This is a genomic window from Paenibacillus sp. CH40, assembly GCF_024213605.1.
Classification (GTDB): Bacteria; Bacillota; Bacilli; order Paenibacillales; family Paenibacillaceae; genus Paenibacillus; species Paenibacillus polymyxa_B.
In genome coordinates, this window is the sequence record NZ_JANAVQ010000009.1 from 133,427 (window position 1) to 150,140 (window position 16,714).

Consider the following 16,714-nt stretch of genomic DNA (forward strand, 5'->3'; position numbering starts at 1 on the left):
TCATTGAATCAACGTTTCCCGTTAGTTCATGGATTAATATCAAACTAAAATCCAAACTCTGTTACTCTTTCAAGCCACTCACGCATAAGTGACTCAAATAATAGAGCCTGTTCAATCTGAAGATTATGCCCTGCTCGATCTAAAACAGCGAAGGTTGCTCTAGGATAATTATCTAAAATTCTAAAAGCATCTATGTAACCAACGACTGCATCTTGTCGCCCAAGAGTAAATACTGTTGGTTTATCAAAAACTAATTTATCTATATTGGTGGAAAACCCATAGTTTCTTTGAATCTTGCTAAGAAAATCGTAGTCAGCGATCTTACAACCTGCCACTATCTCTTCAGAATACCTTTTCCAATTATATTCATTGAGAACGACTTGATTTGCGCTAAAATCACTTATTTGCTCTTCACTTAAGGTGCCCATAAACTCGCGATCACAATGAACAACAAAATGCTCGGGCAGTATTCTTCTTTTGTGTTCAGGAATAATTAATGGACAAATCAGAGCAGCTCCACCAATACGATCTTTATGTCTATTAATTATTCCCCTTGTAATATATCCACCGTACGATTCGCCTGCTATGAGATAATCTTCGTTTGGGACAAGAGTTTCAATAAAATTTATAACTGCTTCTAGCATATCATCTGAATTACATATTTGATCGTAATCCTTTGTTTGTCCCATTCCAGGCAGGTCAAGATAGATACGACGCCAATCAGAATTACCTTCAAATATCGGTTCCATGCACCCACTCATTAACCGATGGTCTGGTGTAAAACCATGGATCATTATAATCGGTTTGCCTTTACCAATTTCCTCGTAATATATATTGGCATTCTTGACTTTACAATATGGCATATAGACCCTCCAAAATTGAGTTATTTATAATATTCTTACACCAAAGAAGAATTTACATTGTTTTATCAAGCAAACCAGATCTCCGGTTCGTTTTGATTATATACTCATATATAACACATGTAAAGAACGCTTGTTCCCTTTTCTTGTTGCTGGAGTTAAACTAACCTGCCCGTGAGCTTAATGAAGCAACGTCCCTTTAATACTTTATTTTCCCAGTCTAGAACTTTAGCTAGCTCGTAGCAAGATTGACATATGTCTTCGAGAAATCAAGGTTCTTCAAGTCTCTTTGATCGATCAAAAATTCCAAATACCCTGCGTCCCACCAGCACATACCGACCTCGTCCAAAGAAGATACCGAGAGCAGAACATGCCAATTTTCCGAAGCCTGATCGTGCTTTTCCCGATTCGTCTGATATTCTTGCAGCTGAGGCAACACCTCGGATCGTAAATGCTCCGCATAATCCGTACTCCCCCTATGCATAGCTTGCTCGATTTCCTTATGAATCTGACTCTCACTCTTATGCCAGTTAAACAGAAGACCCTCCAGCCCGTTTCGGCGTAGATAAGCATCCCGCCGGGTATTCCCGGCAAAAGATTGATGCTGCCCCCACACCGTGTCGCTATGTTCATATAGAAGCTCATAAAGCTCTTCGTACTGATCTACAAGAATATCTCCTAGCTCACCCTCCGATGGTAGCGTCAGGATCGGATGAAAAGAAATTGCATACGCGGTGAAACCCCGTTGCTCCGCCAACACCTCTACGCGCCCAGTGGGCGGTAATGTTTTCTGCAAAACGCTGCTGTCACCGTTATAGTAAAAGATTTTATGGTCAATATCATAGGCGGGCTCATCCAGCCCAAGAAAAAAGTAAAGTATGCCCTGATGAGGCAATCCCTCAAATGGTGAAAAAGGTAGCTCGCCCAAATTAATTTGAGCAATAAATGTATAATATTCCCCGTCTGAATTACAAGGCCACTCTATTGTGGGTGGCAGATCTGGATAGCCGGCGATCCGACTATTGCCAATGTGTTCGTAGTTTTCCTCATGCTCCACATGAAATTGTATAGCAACTTGAGCTTCCTGATGAATCTCTTCTTTTAAATCTTCATCCAGTGAATGCCCTTCCAGTATTCGAGTCAGTTCATCCTTTAATGGTGGTTGTAGCATCTCGCTCGCCCCTTTTTCATGAAGTATTATGTATTGCTTGCTCTCATTTGATCTCTTATATCAGATTACCAAATTACAGTCTGACAAGCTATTTCTCTGGTGACAGGTTGGTCAGTCCTCGGTCAAATCATCGATCTTCGCTGCAAGTGAATGGTGGATATATTCAGCTCTGCCTTTACGATCCAAGCGGAAATGCACTAGACATTGTTCATAAATGTTTTGTGATAGGCATTCCGGTATTGGGAAGGAGTCATATGGGCTCTCTTTTTGAACAAACGCATAAAATACTTCTCATCGCTATATCCTGCCTCTTCGGCAACCTGTTTAATGCTCATATCTGTACGGGAAATCAACTCTTTGGCTTTGTTAATACGAATACTGTGTATGAACTCCAAGGGGCGCATGCCTGTATTTTGCTTGAACAAACGAGAGATATAATCCTTGTTGTAATTGAATTTTCGAGCTAAATCCGTCACGGTCAGCGGCTCTTCGGCATGAATACGGGTCCACTCAATAATTTTGTTAAAACTCACATTCCCCTGTGAACTGACAGGATTGGAAAGCAAGCGGCTGAGCGCCAGTTCAGATATCTCGATCAGTAGCGAGGTGAACAAATAATTTGCGCTGTGATACGTAAGATAATGTGAGTTGGCTACATGCAAAATCTGATTGACAATAATATGAATCCGATCTCCGTTGTCTGCCTGTACACATTGCGGTAAATAGATATCACGCATCACACCATGTCGCTGCAAACGTCCATCCAAAGCACTTGTTTCCTGCTTCATTTCCTCATTAGATAATACATTCGGGGTTATGGGAACATCGAAATGAAACCAATAAAATTTCACGCCTGGCAATGACTCCCTATATCCTTTATGCGTACGACCGGGGTACAGCAATAGAATATCTCCCTCGCCTACTTCAAAATCTTCCCGTTCCTCCCGTATATATACCGTCTCTTGGACGCCTAGAATCAGCTCAAAATTCTCAATGGAACGACTCATATGCTTCCAAGGCACCTCGGAAACAAACTCGCCTGCCGAGATCAGTTGGACCGGAGCATCTACATTTACTTTCAGATAGGTCATGTTATCGCCTCTTTAGATTCATGTTCGGATTTGTCCACCCATTGTATGGTTAAGCTACTGACATACCGCGATTGCAATGCTAATGTAGTGGAGAAATATACACTTTCATCTTAGCTAAGGAGCGATGATTTTGAAAGCTAAAGCTTTTGACTTGCATAAAGTAAGAATTGATTCCGGTCCACTTTTACATGCGATGGAACTGAATACGGCCTATCTGCTGAGTTTGGAACCCGACCGTTTATTATCGCGCTTTCGTGAATATGCGGGACTGAAGCCCAAAGCGGCTCACTATGAAGGCTGGGAGGCGCGTGGCATCAGCGGGCATACACTCGGTCACTACCTGTCCGGCTGTGCGCTGATGTTTGCCTCCACAGGCGACGAAAGACTGCTGGAACGCGTGGACTATGTGGTCGACGAACTGGAAATATGCCAAAACAGTCATGGAAACGGATACATTTCCGGCATTCCACGTGGGAAAGAGATTTTTGAGGAAGTAAAAGCCGGAGATATCCGCTCCCAGGGCTTTGATCTGAACGGCGGTTGGGTGCCACTATATACCATGCACAAACTTTTTGCGGGCTTGCGTGATGCACATCTGCTGGCGCATCATCCCAAGGCCCTGTCTATAGAAATCAAACTCGGCAACTGGCTGGAGGATGTACTCCAAGGGCTGGACGATGATCAGGTGCAGCAGGTGCTGCATTGCGAGTTTGGCGGTATGAATGAAGTTCTAACGGATTTGGCGGAACATTCGGGAGAAGAACGCTTTCTGAGCCTGGCGGAACGCTTTTATCACGGAGAGGTGCTAAATGATCTCGCGGATAGCCAAGATACGTTGGCAGGGCGACATGCCAATACGCAAATCCCCAAAATCATTGGCGCTGCACGGCAATATGAAATGACGGGCAAACCGCAATATGCGGACCTGTCTCGCTTTTTCTGGGATCGGGTTGTTCACAAGCATTCCTACGTGATCGGCGGCAATAGTTATAATGAACATTTTGGTGAACCCGGGAAGCTGAATGACCGTTTGGGCGAAGGTACCTGTGAAACTTGTAACACCTACAATATGCTGAAATTAACAAGACATATGTTCGAGTGGGATGCCTATGCAGCCTATGCCGACTACTATGAACGAGCGATGTTCAATCATATCCTGGCTTCACAGCAGCCTGTAGATGGACGTGTGTGCTATTTTGTATCGCTGGAAATGGGAGGACACAAGTCCTTTAATTCTCAATATGAGGATTTTACATGCTGTGTCGGGTCCGGTATGGAAAGTCACTCCATGTACGGCACTGCGATTTATTTTCACACGCCAGAAACGATCTATGTCAATCAATATGTCCCTTCTACCGTGACATGGGACGAGATGGGCGTGCAGCTCAAACAAGACACTCTCTTTCCGCAAAATGGACGGGGAACGCTACGCGTCATCAGCAAGGAGCCCAAATCCTTCGCGATCAAGCTAAGATGCCCGCATTGGGCGGAGCAAGGGATGATAATTAAAATCAACGGGGAAGAGTACGTCACAGAGGCTTGTCCTACCAGCTACGTTGTAATTGAACGGAAATGGAACAATGGGGATACGATCGAGTACGACATTCCTATGACCGTGAGAGTCGAGGAAATGCCGGACAATCCGCGCCGAATTGCATTTATGTACGGCCCGCTTGTACTGGCTGGGGACCTTGGCCCTGTTGAACAGGAGTCCAACGAGGAACGTCTGCTTGCGTCTGTTCTGATCGGATCGGCCGATTCCCTGACAACGAAGCTGATTGCTGACGGGAACGAGCCTAATACGTTCCATATGACCGACTTAGGCTATATCGGAGACTTGGAGCTTCGTCCGTTTTATCAGATGTATGATCGTTCATATACCGTCTATTGGGATCTCTTTTCCCAGGAGGAATGGGCAGCAACAGAGGCAGAATATCGTACCGCGTTAGCGTATCAGCTAAAGCTGGAACGACTTACAGTGGACGTTGTGCAGCCTGCCGAAATGCAGCCTGAACGGGATCATGCCTTTACTGGCGAGCATGTAGGTCTGGGGTCCATCTATAACCGCAAATATCGCGATACCTGGCCAGGGGGCTGGTTCTCTTTTGTCATGAAGGTGCTTCCGGATGAGCCTGTCCAATTGGCGGTCACTTATTTGAAGGACTTGAGCCGTCCCCATAGTGACTTTGACATTACTGCGGATGGTCAGATTTTAGGGGAAGGCAAGCTGGCGTCCGAGGAAATGAATAAATTCGAGACATTTGCTTATGAGCTTCCTCTATCTGTGACAAACCACAAGAATGAAGTGACGATTCAATTCAAAGCCCATCCACAAGGTAAGGTGGCGAAAGTGGCTGGATTGCGGATAATCAGACATTCTATTGTATGATCAAATTATCTATATAAATCTACTATAGCGCCACTACGCAGTCGGATGGGGCTTTCCATCGCCACCCCCCGGATTTCTGGAATAAAACCCTTCATCGGTGGAAATCCGGGGGTGGTGATGCTTCCGAAGCGAGCTTTCCTACGGAAAAAGCTTTGAAAGCAACCGCTTCGCTTGTACAACACCATTCCGCCTACTCCGTTTTAATTGTTCATTTTTTAAAGTAAGCTTATATAACAACAAGCAGACGCTCCTATAAGCTGTCTGCTTGTTCCGCTTACCGCCTTATAACTTCGAATCATCGTTATTGCTTCATGTTCACTTCACAGCATGTTCATTTCACGGAAACTGTCTCTAATCTTGCGTAGCTCTTGCTGTGCCCTGCTGTATCGCGAAGCGTAGGTCCAGGCAAGAACCTGATGATAATGCGAAGGTGTTTCAATCGTGGTCACGTTATACATAATTGGAGTACCTTCCACTTCCCCTTTCAGGGTAAATTCGATGGCAGGGTATCCATTTACCTCGATGTCGGAAGGGTTCCCCAATTCAGGGGCCATAATTCCTGATACCAAATGATCCTCAATGATTCCTTTATAATCTTGAAGAGTCATACTACTGTCAAAGTCGCTTTTTGGTTCTGACAATACAATTAAATATCTTTCGGTAAATTCATTTTTAATGGAGATGTCCGCGTCCTCATTAATCCTATCATCTCGTGACCAATTCCACGGAGCCGTAACCGCAAACTGACTATCCTTACTGGTAAATACCTCAGGCTTCACGATTTGAGTAATGAGCGTAGTAATTAAAGATACAGCAAAGACAATCGAAATGATCGTCATCAGGATGATTACCCCGGACAAAATTCCGGTTTTTTTTCTGCTCACTGTCCCCAAATCCCGTACCTTAACCACATATGTATTCGCAGCCATATCTCCAATCCGTTGTTTCCGAGGTGTCACCAGCACACATATACCAGCGGGCAGCCCGAAGAAAAGTAGCGGATTCGTATCCACCAAATGTATAAGGGTACGGATCAAGGATTTCACAATGCCCGGCGGTTTCCCTTCTCCATTTACGACCTGAATGCGAAGTACAAACTTACCCAGCGTATAGCCTGTAAGTCCTTCCGGCAATAAATAATAGCAGAAGGAGCCCATCAGGAAGAGCATCACTACCATGCCCATATTTGGGGTCCCTACTTCAGATACTTTTTTCGCTGTAAAATAAACCAGCCCTCCATACCCAAAGACGATAAGAATGAAGTCAATCATCCAGGCCGCCCATCTTCTGAAGAAGATAGAGGCTCCGTATGTTTCTGATAATACCGCCATCTTATCCGGTTCTCGTCGATGGTAGTTGCCATTCGTCGCATATGGTCCCGGAGCTACTGTAGATGGATTGTTCGTTACATCTTGTTCTTCCAAATGATACACCCCTGATGTCAATTTAATCCCAGTTAAGTATAACATCCTTTTTCATCCAGCGGAGCAAGCCTGACAGTGCACTGGAGTAAATCGAATCCCGCCGATGAACAAACCACACCTCTAATTTGCGATATTTTTCAGGTAAACGATGGGAAGCAATACTTCCCGCCTCCTCTGCCTTTGCAATCGACGATTGTGGCAGCATGGACACTCCCAGGCCAGAGGCTACACCACCCAAAATGACTTCCAACGTTCCGAACTCCATAACCTGATACGCAGCCACACCTGCTTCGCTCAGAAAGCTTTCCGCTCTTGTACGATGCGTGCACCCTACGTCGAAAAACAGCATAGGCTTGGCAAGCAGCTCGTTCATGTCCTTTTTCCCTGGTTCCGAGATGAGCACCAATTCCTCTTCAAAAGCTGCAACATACTCTATATGCGGATCATCGACGGGGCCATAGACGAACGCTCCATCTAATTCGTAATTCAATACCTTTTGTACGAGATCATGGGTGCTGCCTGTCATAAGCGATAGATGGACATCAGGATATTGAGCGTGATACTCCGTCAATAAAGAAGTCAGATGCGTAACCGCCGCCGTCTCAATTGATCCCAGTCGCAAAGGTCCCGCAGGCTGGTCTGAATATTGAGTGGACTTTACAGCCTCGTCCAGCAAGGTCAGTATGGTATCCGCGTATTTCAGCAGGTTCTCTCCTGCCGGCGTTAACGTCATTCCCCGATTAGATCGACGAAATAGCGGTACGTTCAGTTGTGCCTCAAGCTGCTGAATCCGCGAGGTCACATTGGACTGTACATAATTCAAAACTTGCGCAGCCTTCGTGATACTGCCCTTGCGAGCGACAGCCTGAAAAATTTTCAAATCACTGCTTTCCATGTATACGTCACCTGCTTGGTATGATCATTTATGATACTCACATTCGATTTTGTTCATTTTACCGGACGCTTGCCGCTCTGTACAATTCAATGTACATGCAAATACATCTAAACTCGAACCACGGGAGGTTTTAAAATGAAAGCCGTAATTCATGCCAGCAAAAGCGGCCCTGAGGGCCTGACATATAGAGATATTACGGACAGACAGCCGGGACACAACGAAGTGAAGGTAAAACTCAAAGCCGCAGGCTTGAATCATCGGGATCTGTTCCTCATGGCGGATCGAACAGCCAACGATGCTCCACTCATTCTGGGGTCGGATGGAGCAGGCGTGATCGAGGCTGTGGGTGATGGTGTCCCAACCTCGCTAGTAGGTACTGATGTAATTATCAATCCATGTATCGGATGGGAGAATACGCATCATGTTCCCTTGGTTCCAGCCATTCTGGGCGGACCTTCAGACGGAACATTCGCTGAATCGGTTATCATCCCCGTCCAAAATGCGGTCAGCAAGCCAGCATACCTTTCATGGGAAGAAGCAGGGGTGCTGCCTTTGCCTGCTTTGACCGCTTACCGCGCGCTCTTCACAAGAGGCCAATTACAGCAGGGTGAGCACGTCCTTATTCCCGGTATTGGCGGTGGTGTAGCCACGTATGCCATGCGTATGGCTTTAGCGGCAGGCGCGCGGGTCACCGTCACGTCACGCAGCGAAGCAAAAAGGCAGGCTGCCCTCGCTCATGGCGCTAATCATGCATTCGACAGCCATAGCGAATGGAAAGAAAGTATGAACGGAGACACCGTGGATCTGGTCCTTGACAGTATCGGTCCTGCTACGTTCGATAAATATTTGGATATCCTCAAGCCGAACGGTCGGATTGTTACATTTGGCGCAAGCTCAGGAGATCAAGTAGAGATTCCGCTGCGGTCTATATTTTTCCCTCAAATCAGCATCATCGGCACCTCTATGGGCAGTGGCGAGGAATTCGCAGCTATGCTTCAGTTCATGGATCGCCATGCACTCCATCCGATTATAGATAGCGTATTTTCTTTACAAGACACAGCACAAGCCTTCCACCGTATGCAGCAGGGAGCGCAGTTAGGCAATATAGGGATCAGGATAGAGTAAGGAGTCTGAACGAAGTAAGAAAGAAAAAAAATCCACTACCGTAAAATGCCTTCTCCCAGAAGTAAATTTATGGTAGTGGACCTATTCAGTCGATTAAACGATGCTGGACCCATTTGTTGCCGCGGAAGCGCCAAAGGAAAACGAGTCCCCGCACGCCCCATTCAATATCCATGGCCAGCCAGACACCAACAATCCCCAGGTTGAACACAATGCCCAAAATATACCCGAGCACCACCCGGCACAACCACATGGATAGCATTGAGGTGAGGGACGTAAATTTTGAATCACCTGCTGCCCTTAGTGCAGAGGGTGTAATAAAGGCAATGGACCAGAGCGGAATCTGGGCCAACGTATTAATCAGTATGACAACAAAAATGTCATCTACGATTTCAGCAGGCGGATGAAACAGCCCCACCATCGGCTCAAACAAAGGCATCAGTATGAGCCCCATTACAATAAACGAACAAGACGACAGCCAAATAAACGATTTGGTAAACTTCCGGGCATCCTCGACATTTCGACGTCCCATACATTGACCGACCACGGTTACAATCGTAAGAGCCAAAGCATTCGCAGGGATTTGGAACACGTTAGCTAGGGATGAGCAAATGGCATTCGTCGCCAATGCATTGGTCCCCAGACTCACAATGAAAATTTGGGTTAAAATTTTGCCCCCATTAAAAAACATCTGTTCCGCTGCAAAGGGAAGTCCGATAAACAGAATCTTTTTAAGCATAGCCAGATTAAAATAAAGCATATCTCTAAGCTGCACACGCAAGTCGTCATCTACTCTGACCAAATAAATCAATGCGCACACTGCCCCTGCATATCTGGACACATTGACGGCAATCGTCATGCCCAGCACACCCATATCTAATACATTAATGAATACCACATTGAGGAGCACGTACGAGAGGTTCATGATGAGCGAAAGAGCCAGCGATGCCCTCGTCTTCCCGATCCCTCTCAGCGCTCCACACACCGCCTCAACGATTGCAATCCCCACAAAAGACATACAGCTTCCCAGCAGATATACCTTACCGTTGGCTAATACATCAGGCGAGGCGGAACCAAACAGAACACTTAAAATCGGATTGTACAAAACGATCATAAACAAACTGATACATAAGGCCAACAAGGAAACGGAGGAAATGGTGCCGGATGCGGCTTTAGAGACCATGAGGTCGTTACCGCTCCCCTTATACTGTGCCACGACAACCGTTCCCCCGGTAGACACTGCAACAAACACATTAATCAGAAAAATATTCAAAGAATCGATCATATTTACAGCACTGACTGCCGCCATCCCCGACGAGCTAATCATTGCCGTGTTCACCAAATTAAGACCCACGATAAAAGCCTGATCAATCAGAAGCGGGATAAACAGCGCAATAATCTGTCGATAATCAATAGACTCTCCTGAAAAATGCTTCTTCAGAAAGCCATGTGTTCTCATCCTTACACTCAGTTGACTCATATCATCACATTCTTTTTCTCAAATTGAAAAAAACCCTTCAACAGAAGAGCCTTCATGGCGAAAAAATGTATAAAGTTGCAAGGCTAGATGTGTCTAGTTCTTGATTCTGTACACTTTTCTCTACATAGAAGTATTACTCCAAAAGAAAATCCTGTCAATGGTCTTGCTCACATTTGAATATAAAATAACAGAAAAACCTGCTCAGCTCAGTGAACAGGTTTTGGAGCAGCATTATAATGTTTTAAGATGTCATTAAAACATTGTTAAGAGAATGTCTATGATCTTCTCGCAATTAAATCTTGTTGAATAGAAGCTTCATTCTTTTCGAATTTTTTATAAAAAAACATAGGAATGATTCCGATCAAGAAGACGATAAATGGCAGCCAGATAAAGCTAAACTGAATGCCAGACAACGCCGTAGGAGTTTGAACTTGCCCAGCGATATAACCGGTGCTGCCCATGATCCATGCTGGCAATAATCCGCCGATTCCGCTACCCGCTTTAATACAGAATGCGCTTCCAATCGAGGTCAGGAAACCACTTGCCCGAATACCATTTTTCCATTCCCCATAATCGACTGTATCTGACAACATCGCAAACGGCATAGAACATGCAAAGCCTGATCCTAACGCACCAATAATCCAGCCGATAATAATGAGGGTTAAGTCTGTACTGCCCATTAAAATCACGACTTGCCCCAGCGCAGCTAATATCAATCCGATAATCATAATCGCATTTTTACTTAATTTTCTGGCGAAAAACGGAATCAGAACCATCGAGATCAACTGCAAGGAGGTCAGTCCATTGATTAAAGGCACTAAGTCCTTACTGTCCAGATTGTATTGCAGATAAAAGATTAGCGTTGCTGAACGAATATTCAAACCGATCCAGTAACACAAGTTGGCAGCTACAACGAGCATCCAGGGCCAGTTTCGTTTGATGGCTGTAAAGCTTTTAGCAATGGGAACAGATTTCGTTTTCACTGCTGCATTTTCTCGCAAATCGGCAAACGCTATGAAAAACATAATAATCGCCATGATTCCAAATAAAACGAGCGTTAAGGAAAATCCTTTTTGATCATTCCCCTGTCCAAAGAAAGCGACCAAAGGTAATGTAAACGTCGTAGCAATGAAGAAACCTACGTTCCCCCCGACCATGCGGAAGGAGTTCAAGACTACGCGTTCGTTAGAGTTGGTGCTCAGATTAGGCAAAATAGACGTAATCGGCGTACTGATCCCTGTGTACAGGATGCCGGCTATGATGTACGTAATGGCGGCATATGCAATTTTGCCCGACTCACTCCAATTGGGTGTCGTAAACGTAAGGACCATGAACACAGCGAACGGGATCGCTAACCATAGAAAATAGGGTCTGCTCTGTCCGTATTTTGACTTGGTTCGGTCAATCAGGATGCCCCAAATCGGGGCATCAATGGCATCGATAAAACGGGTGATAAATAGTAATGTCCCGGCAATCCCGATAGAAAGTCCGAATACATCTGTATAAAAATATAATAGATAACTGGAAATAACACAGTATAGTAGATTGCCTGCTGTATCCGTTAATGAATAGCTGATTTTACGATGAAAAGGAACGGTACTGGCTGCCTTTTCCGGTGGTTCCGTACTCACAATTCTCGTACTCATGATCTTTCCTCTCCCCATGCGAATGAATTATGATTCATAAACCCATACACGCATTTCCCCTTTGGCCCGATTGCACCAGGCGTAGTAAGGAATGGCGGTAATTTGTTGAGGAACAAATTCAGGAGGCTCCGAGCTATATAATGCATTCGAATTTTTTACCCGGTATCCCTCTATGGTCAGCTTTACAATGCCACCCAGCAGGTTTTCGCTGAACTCTTCCGTAATGAGGCTATCCTTTGTCAATCTTAATCCTGCCAAATTCGCTCCATTATCCACTTCTTCCAGGCAAAACACGACTGGTCCGCGTTGGAGAGCAATTTGCTGCTGGTTCATGGAGACCAGCGGATTGCTCCGAATGCGCTCAACCGGCATAGCCAAATGCAGAGTTACCACATCTCCGTCCTTCCAAGTACGCTGAATCTCGATATAGCCTTTTTCCAGACGGTCTAATGATATGGTTTCCCCATTCACCTTCACCTCTGCCTGCTTGCACCACCCAGGAATCCGTAGTGCCCATTTGAAGGAAGTCGGCTCTGTTACGTGGATCGAAAAGGTTAGATCCGCGTCCCATGGATAATGATGAGTTTGTGTAATTTCAACCTCATGACCAGATAAAGTCATGTTCACCTTGCTGGCAATGTACAGATGCGTATACAACGTATCGTCCGTTTGGGTATACATATTGTCCTCAACTGATGCAATCATTCGTGCCAAATTGGGCGGACAGCAGGCGCAGAAAAACCATTTTTGCCGTTCTGTTTTTACATGTTCCTGATCTTTTCTGGATTTTTGAAAAGGATTAACCTCCAGCGGATTCACGTAGAAAAACCGTTTCCCATCCAGATCCATCCCACTAATCGTTCCGTTGTATAGCGCACGCTCCAGAACATCGGCGTATTTCCGGTCTGGCGCTAAACGCAGCATACGATTGGCCCAAAAGGCCAGCCCTACAGAGGCGCAAGTCTCACAGTACATGCTGTCATTGGGAAGATTGTGATGGCAAGTGAATGCTTCCGCGTTTACAGTAGAACCGATCCCTGCGGTGATGTACATTTTGTGATTCGTTACATCATCCCACAGCGTTTCACAGGCTTGTAACAGGGAAGCATCCCCTGTTTTCGCGGCCAAGTCCGCCATCGCAATATACAGATACACCGCTCTTACCGCATGGCCGACTGCCTCTTTTTGTTCCCGCACAGGTTGGTGTGCTTGCTGGTATTCGAAGCCTAAGCCAAAATTAATATTGTTATCATCATTCCAGGTGGGCTCTGTTTGAATATGTTTTCTCTGTTCTTGTTCCTCTGCAAAGTAAATGGGATGCTGTCCCCGCTGTTCAATAAAATATTGCGCTAATTTGAGATATTGATCCTTTGCAGTTACGTCGTATAATTTGATCAAGGCCAACTCAATTTCTTCATGTCCCGGATAGCCTTTCCGTTTACCTTCTTCCGTACCAAAAACCTGCTGAATCAGGTCTACGTATTTCTCCATAATGTGAAGAAACTTCGTTTTGCCCGTCGTTTCATAATAAGCAACAGCCGCTTCTATAAAATGCCCTGCACAATACAGCTCATGATTGTCTCTTAAATTGGTCCAGCGATTGTTGGGTTCCTTAAGCAGATAGTACGTATTTAGATATCCATCCTCAGCTTGAGCTCTTCCCAACAATTCAATCACTTCATCAGCCCGCTCTTCAAGCGCAGGATTCGGATGATCCCTTAAGCTAAAGGCAACCGTCTCCAGCCATTTGGCAAGGTCACTGTCCTGGAAAACGGTTCCATAATACTCCCCACTGGATTCCCCGGCTGCAATCCTAAAGTTTTCAATCGCATGACTGGGTTCTGTATCTGGTAATTCATCATTTAATGCTTTCCACTGATAAGGAATAACCTCTTCCGCCACAACCTGCTTATACTTTTTCCAAAATAAATCGTCAACGATGACATGCTTAACTGGCTTTGCCGTTTTCATTGGATAAACATCCCTTCCTGGAAATAGAACGCTTTCATTTTTGAGAAAATAAGGATAAAGTAATGATAATATCGTACAAGCTAACCTGAGCTCCCCTTGCTACAGTCCTTATTTTATCAACCTGAATTTATAAAAAAAATCGCGATCTTTAACTAAAACTTATACGATTTCACACACAAAGGAGCTGGCTTCCATGAGCAAAACAGACTTTCTATCATTCCTTGTTCCTCCGCTGCCTTATTTCATTGAGGGGAATTTTACTACATATCAAAAAGGGGATTGGCATCCGAATAGGTATAATCTGGGTTATTTTGACGTAATAATCATTAAAGAAGGATTGCTGCACATTGGCGAAGAGGACGAAGTGTGGAAGGTAACTGAAAATTACGCTCTCATTCTTGAACCGGATAAACATCATTTTCCCATTGAGGCATGTACAGAACAAACCTCCTTTTACTGGTTCCATTTTCAAACCAATAGCATGTGGTGCGCACAATCCTCACCCAATCCTATTATACCCAGCACCCCCATTCCCGAGCTGCACTTTCATTCAGAACATACGACCATTCATTTGCCCAAAATTCAAAAAGTGGTGAATCCACATGAGCTATTTTCGAAATTAGACTATTTACTAGCCTCTACTTTAAAACCTAGAAAACTGGCACTATGGGAGGCCCAACAGACGTTTGCGAATGTTTTCCAGAGTTTGGAGTATGACCAGAATAATAAAGACAGCTCCTCTAAGTTGGCGGAACAAATCGAAATATACCTAAAACAGAATTACAAAAATACAATCACCAATAAAGATTTGGAGACCCATTTTCACGTACATCAGAACTATCTCGCCAGATGCATGAAGGTCGCTTTCCAGCGCACACCGCTTGAGTATTTAATGGATTATCGACTGGATCAAGGGCGCAGTCTTTTGCTACAAACCGACTGGTCTGTCCAACAAATTACGGAGGAAACGGGATTCTCCCAAGCAAGCTATTTCTCCAAATGCTTTAAAGAAAAATTCGGAATGTCTCCAAAGAATTACAGACAACAATACTGGAAACCAGTCCATTGAATGCTTACACCTCCTTTACATTCTCTTTACATTTTCATTGTATCCTTTTGATATTCTCGCTTTATACTGAGTCGGTTATATCATTTTCACTTCAGAAAAGGGGCATACATATGAAGTCAACTAAACTAGCATTATTAGCCATTTTAACAGGGATTCTGGTATCACCAGAACTGACCCATGCGGCAGACATTCAGCCATCCGGGTATGCACCACTACGAGCACAGGCAGATAAAATGGGGGCGACAATTACATGGGACAGTGATGACCAGTCTGTTTTGGTCAAATTGAAAAATGGCATTGTCGGGACCTTTACAGTGGGTGAGAAGCAATATCGTTTAGCTGGACTAAGCGGAAAAGCGGACCGGGAAATTAAAATAGTGAATGGAAATGTATATCTTCCTACAAAACTTATTACAGCGCTTGAAGCAGAGAACAGCAAATATGCAGATCCTAAGGACGCAGTCCCCACCTATAAAGTGATCCCTTCTGCTGAAACAGAAGCTGTGGAGGATGGAGAAGACGCAGCCGACGACCCTGCAATCTGGCTCAACCCGGCCGATCCAGAGAAAAGTAGAATTTTAGCAACCAATAAAGGCGGCGGGATTTTAGTCTATGATCTGGAAGGCAAGCAACTGCAAAACATGAAGGTCGGAAAAATGAATAACGTGGATCTTCGTTACGGTTTCACATTGGGCGGCAAAAAAATTGATATCGCAGGGGCAACCAATCGAACCAACAACACGATCGATATCTTTTCCATTGACGGTGCATCAGGAAAGCTGACCAACGTGGTTGGCAAACCTATTAAAGCATCTATGAAAGAAGTGTACGGATTCAGCTTATACCATAGCCTCAAGACAGATAAATTTTACGCGCTCGTGTTGGGCAAAGAGGGTGAATTTGAGCAATATGAGCTAACTGACGACGGAAGCGGCAAAATTGCAGGTAAGCTTGTCCGCCAGTTCAAGCTGAATACGCAATCCGAAGGCATGGTTGCTGATGATGAATATGGTACGATCTACATCGCTGAAGAGGATTACGCTATTTGGAAGTATAGTGCGGAGCCAGACGGTTCAACCGAGCCGCTGCGACATGTGGATATTGCAGATGGGCGCAGACTTCACGATGACATAGAAGGACTTACATTGTATTACGGTAAAGATGGCAAAGGGTATCTCATGGCCTCCAGTCAAGGAAACAGCAGCTATGCGATCTATGAACGACAAGGCGACAATGCATATATAAGCAACTTTACGATCAGCGCGAGCCCTACCGTTGACGGTACGTCTGTCACAGACGGTATTGATGTTCTTGGCTACGGATTAGGCAAGAATTTCCCGCATGGTATCTTCGTTGCACAAGATGACGAAAATCTTCAAAATGGAAAAAAGTTGAATCAGAACTTTAAAATGGTACCTTGGGAGCGAATCGCTACGGGAGCCCCTACCCCGCTAACGATAGACGATGGCATCAACCCGCGTGAATTGGTAAACAGAAGCACGCAGTAATGCCCTTCGGGGAAATCAACTCAACATTCCGACTCTATTCATAGAAAAAAAGAGGTGTTCCAAAAGCCACAAACCGGCTACTTGGGAC

General features: G+C 44.9%; 12 protein-coding genes. 4 read left to right on the top strand and 8 right to left on the bottom strand.

All coding sequences use genetic code 11. The features are described 5' to 3' along the window. Positions 1-44: 44 nt before the first annotated feature. From NLX73_RS21535 to NLX73_RS21545, 3 genes are all read right to left on the bottom strand, one after another. Positions 45-863, bottom strand: coding sequence for an alpha/beta fold hydrolase (locus NLX73_RS21535; RefSeq protein ID WP_254327292.1), 819 nt, complete (start codon positions 861-863; stop codon positions 45-47). 229 nt (positions 864-1,092) lie between these two features. Then, positions 1,093-2,031 (bottom strand): YwqG family protein, encoded by a 939-nt coding sequence (locus NLX73_RS21540; protein WP_254327293.1) that lies wholly within the window; start codon positions 2,029-2,031, stop codon positions 1,093-1,095. A 197-nt stretch (positions 2,032-2,228) separates the two neighbouring features. After that, positions 2,229-3,122, bottom strand: coding sequence for an AraC family transcriptional regulator (locus tag NLX73_RS21545; RefSeq protein ID WP_254327294.1), 894 nt, complete (start codon positions 3,120-3,122; stop codon positions 2,229-2,231). Positions 3,123-3,252: 130 nt separating this feature from the next. On the opposite strand from NLX73_RS21545, the gene NLX73_RS21550 reads away from it, so the two are divergent. After that, the gene (locus NLX73_RS21550; RefSeq protein WP_254327295.1) at positions 3,253-5,511 is read left to right on the top strand and encodes a glycoside hydrolase family 127 protein; all 2,259 of its coding nucleotides are present in this window, start codon (positions 3,253-3,255) and stop codon (positions 5,509-5,511) included. Between the two features lie 320 nt (positions 5,512-5,831). Here NLX73_RS21550 and NLX73_RS21555 read toward each other — a convergent pair whose 3' ends face one another. Both NLX73_RS21555 and NLX73_RS21560 read right to left on the bottom strand, forming a co-directional pair. Further along, positions 5,832-6,980, bottom strand: a complete 1,149-nt coding sequence (locus tag NLX73_RS21555) for an RDD family protein (RefSeq protein ID WP_254327296.1) — start codon at positions 6,978-6,980, stop codon at positions 5,832-5,834. Further along, positions 6,958-7,830 carry a LysR family transcriptional regulator gene (locus NLX73_RS21560; protein WP_254327297.1) on the bottom strand — a complete coding sequence of 291 codons (873 nt, stop codon included), beginning with the start codon at positions 7,828-7,830 and terminating at the stop codon, positions 6,958-6,960. Before NLX73_RS21560 ends, NLX73_RS21555 begins: the two co-directional genes overlap by 23 nt. Before the next feature lie 135 nt (positions 7,831-7,965). Between NLX73_RS21560 and NLX73_RS21565 the strand changes: the two genes are divergently transcribed. Next, entirely contained in the window at positions 7,966-8,955 is a 990-nt protein-coding gene (locus NLX73_RS21565; protein ID WP_254327298.1) for a zinc-binding dehydrogenase, read from the top strand. 85 nt (positions 8,956-9,040) lie between these two features. Here NLX73_RS21565 and NLX73_RS21570 read toward each other — a convergent pair whose 3' ends face one another. The 3 genes from NLX73_RS21570 to NLX73_RS21580 form a co-directional block, all read right to left on the bottom strand. Then, complete coding sequence (locus tag NLX73_RS21570; protein WP_254327299.1) at positions 9,041-10,432, bottom strand: MATE family efflux transporter; 1,392 nt, start codon at positions 10,430-10,432, stop codon at positions 9,041-9,043. Positions 10,433-10,707: 275 nt separating this feature from the next. Continuing rightward, a complete protein-coding gene (locus tag NLX73_RS21575; protein ID WP_250259900.1) occupies positions 10,708-12,078 on the bottom strand; it encodes a glycoside-pentoside-hexuronide (GPH):cation symporter in 1,371 nt (456 codons plus the stop codon). Positions 12,079-12,105: 27 nt separating this feature from the next. Beyond that, positions 12,106-14,049: a glycoside hydrolase family 127 protein gene (locus tag NLX73_RS21580; protein ID WP_254327300.1), complete on the bottom strand. Its 1,944-nt coding sequence runs from the start codon at positions 14,047-14,049 to the stop codon at positions 12,106-12,108. 193 nt (positions 14,050-14,242) lie between these two features. Here NLX73_RS21580 and NLX73_RS21585 point away from each other — a divergent pair, with 193 nt between their 5' ends. Both NLX73_RS21585 and NLX73_RS21590 read left to right on the top strand, forming a co-directional pair. Further along, on the top strand, positions 14,243-15,118 hold the full coding sequence (locus NLX73_RS21585) for a helix-turn-helix transcriptional regulator (protein WP_254327301.1): 876 nt from the start codon (positions 14,243-14,245) through the stop codon (positions 15,116-15,118). A gap of 110 nt (positions 15,119-15,228) precedes the next feature. Next, positions 15,229-16,626 (top strand): phytase, encoded by a 1,398-nt coding sequence (locus NLX73_RS21590; RefSeq protein ID WP_254327302.1) that lies wholly within the window; start codon positions 15,229-15,231, stop codon positions 16,624-16,626. The last annotated feature ends 88 nt before the right edge of the window (positions 16,627-16,714 follow it).

Bases quoted from the DNA above. Each gene is read 5' to 3' on its own strand.
- NLX73_RS21535 (WP_254327292.1), bottom strand. From the start codon at position 863: ATGCCATATTGTAAAGTCAAGAATGCCAATATATATTACGAGGAAATT.
- NLX73_RS21540 (WP_254327293.1), bottom strand. From the start codon at position 2,031: ATGCTACAACCACCATTAAAGGATGAACTGACTCGAATACTGGAAGGG.
- NLX73_RS21545 (WP_254327294.1), bottom strand. From the start codon at position 3,122: ATGACCTATCTGAAAGTAAATGTAGATGCTCCGGTCCAACTGATCTCG.
- NLX73_RS21555 (WP_254327296.1), bottom strand. From the start codon at position 6,980: ATGTTATACTTAACTGGGATTAAATTGACATCAGGGGTGTATCATTTG.
- NLX73_RS21560 (WP_254327297.1), bottom strand. From the start codon at position 7,830: ATGGAAAGCAGTGATTTGAAAATTTTTCAGGCTGTCGCTCGCAAGGGC.
- NLX73_RS21565 (WP_254327298.1), top strand. From the start codon at position 7,966: ATGAAAGCCGTAATTCATGCCAGCAAAAGCGGCCCTGAGGGCCTGACA.
- NLX73_RS21570 (WP_254327299.1), bottom strand. From the start codon at position 10,432: ATGAGTCAACTGAGTGTAAGGATGAGAACACATGGCTTTCTGAAGAAG.
- NLX73_RS21575 (WP_250259900.1), bottom strand. From the start codon at position 12,078: ATGAGTACGAGAATTGTGAGTACGGAACCACCGGAAAAGGCAGCCAGT.
- NLX73_RS21580 (WP_254327300.1), bottom strand. From the start codon at position 14,049: ATGAAAACGGCAAAGCCAGTTAAGCATGTCATCGTTGACGATTTATTT.
- NLX73_RS21585 (WP_254327301.1), top strand. From the start codon at position 14,243: ATGAGCAAAACAGACTTTCTATCATTCCTTGTTCCTCCGCTGCCTTAT.
- NLX73_RS21590 (WP_254327302.1), top strand. From the start codon at position 15,229: ATGAAGTCAACTAAACTAGCATTATTAGCCATTTTAACAGGGATTCTG.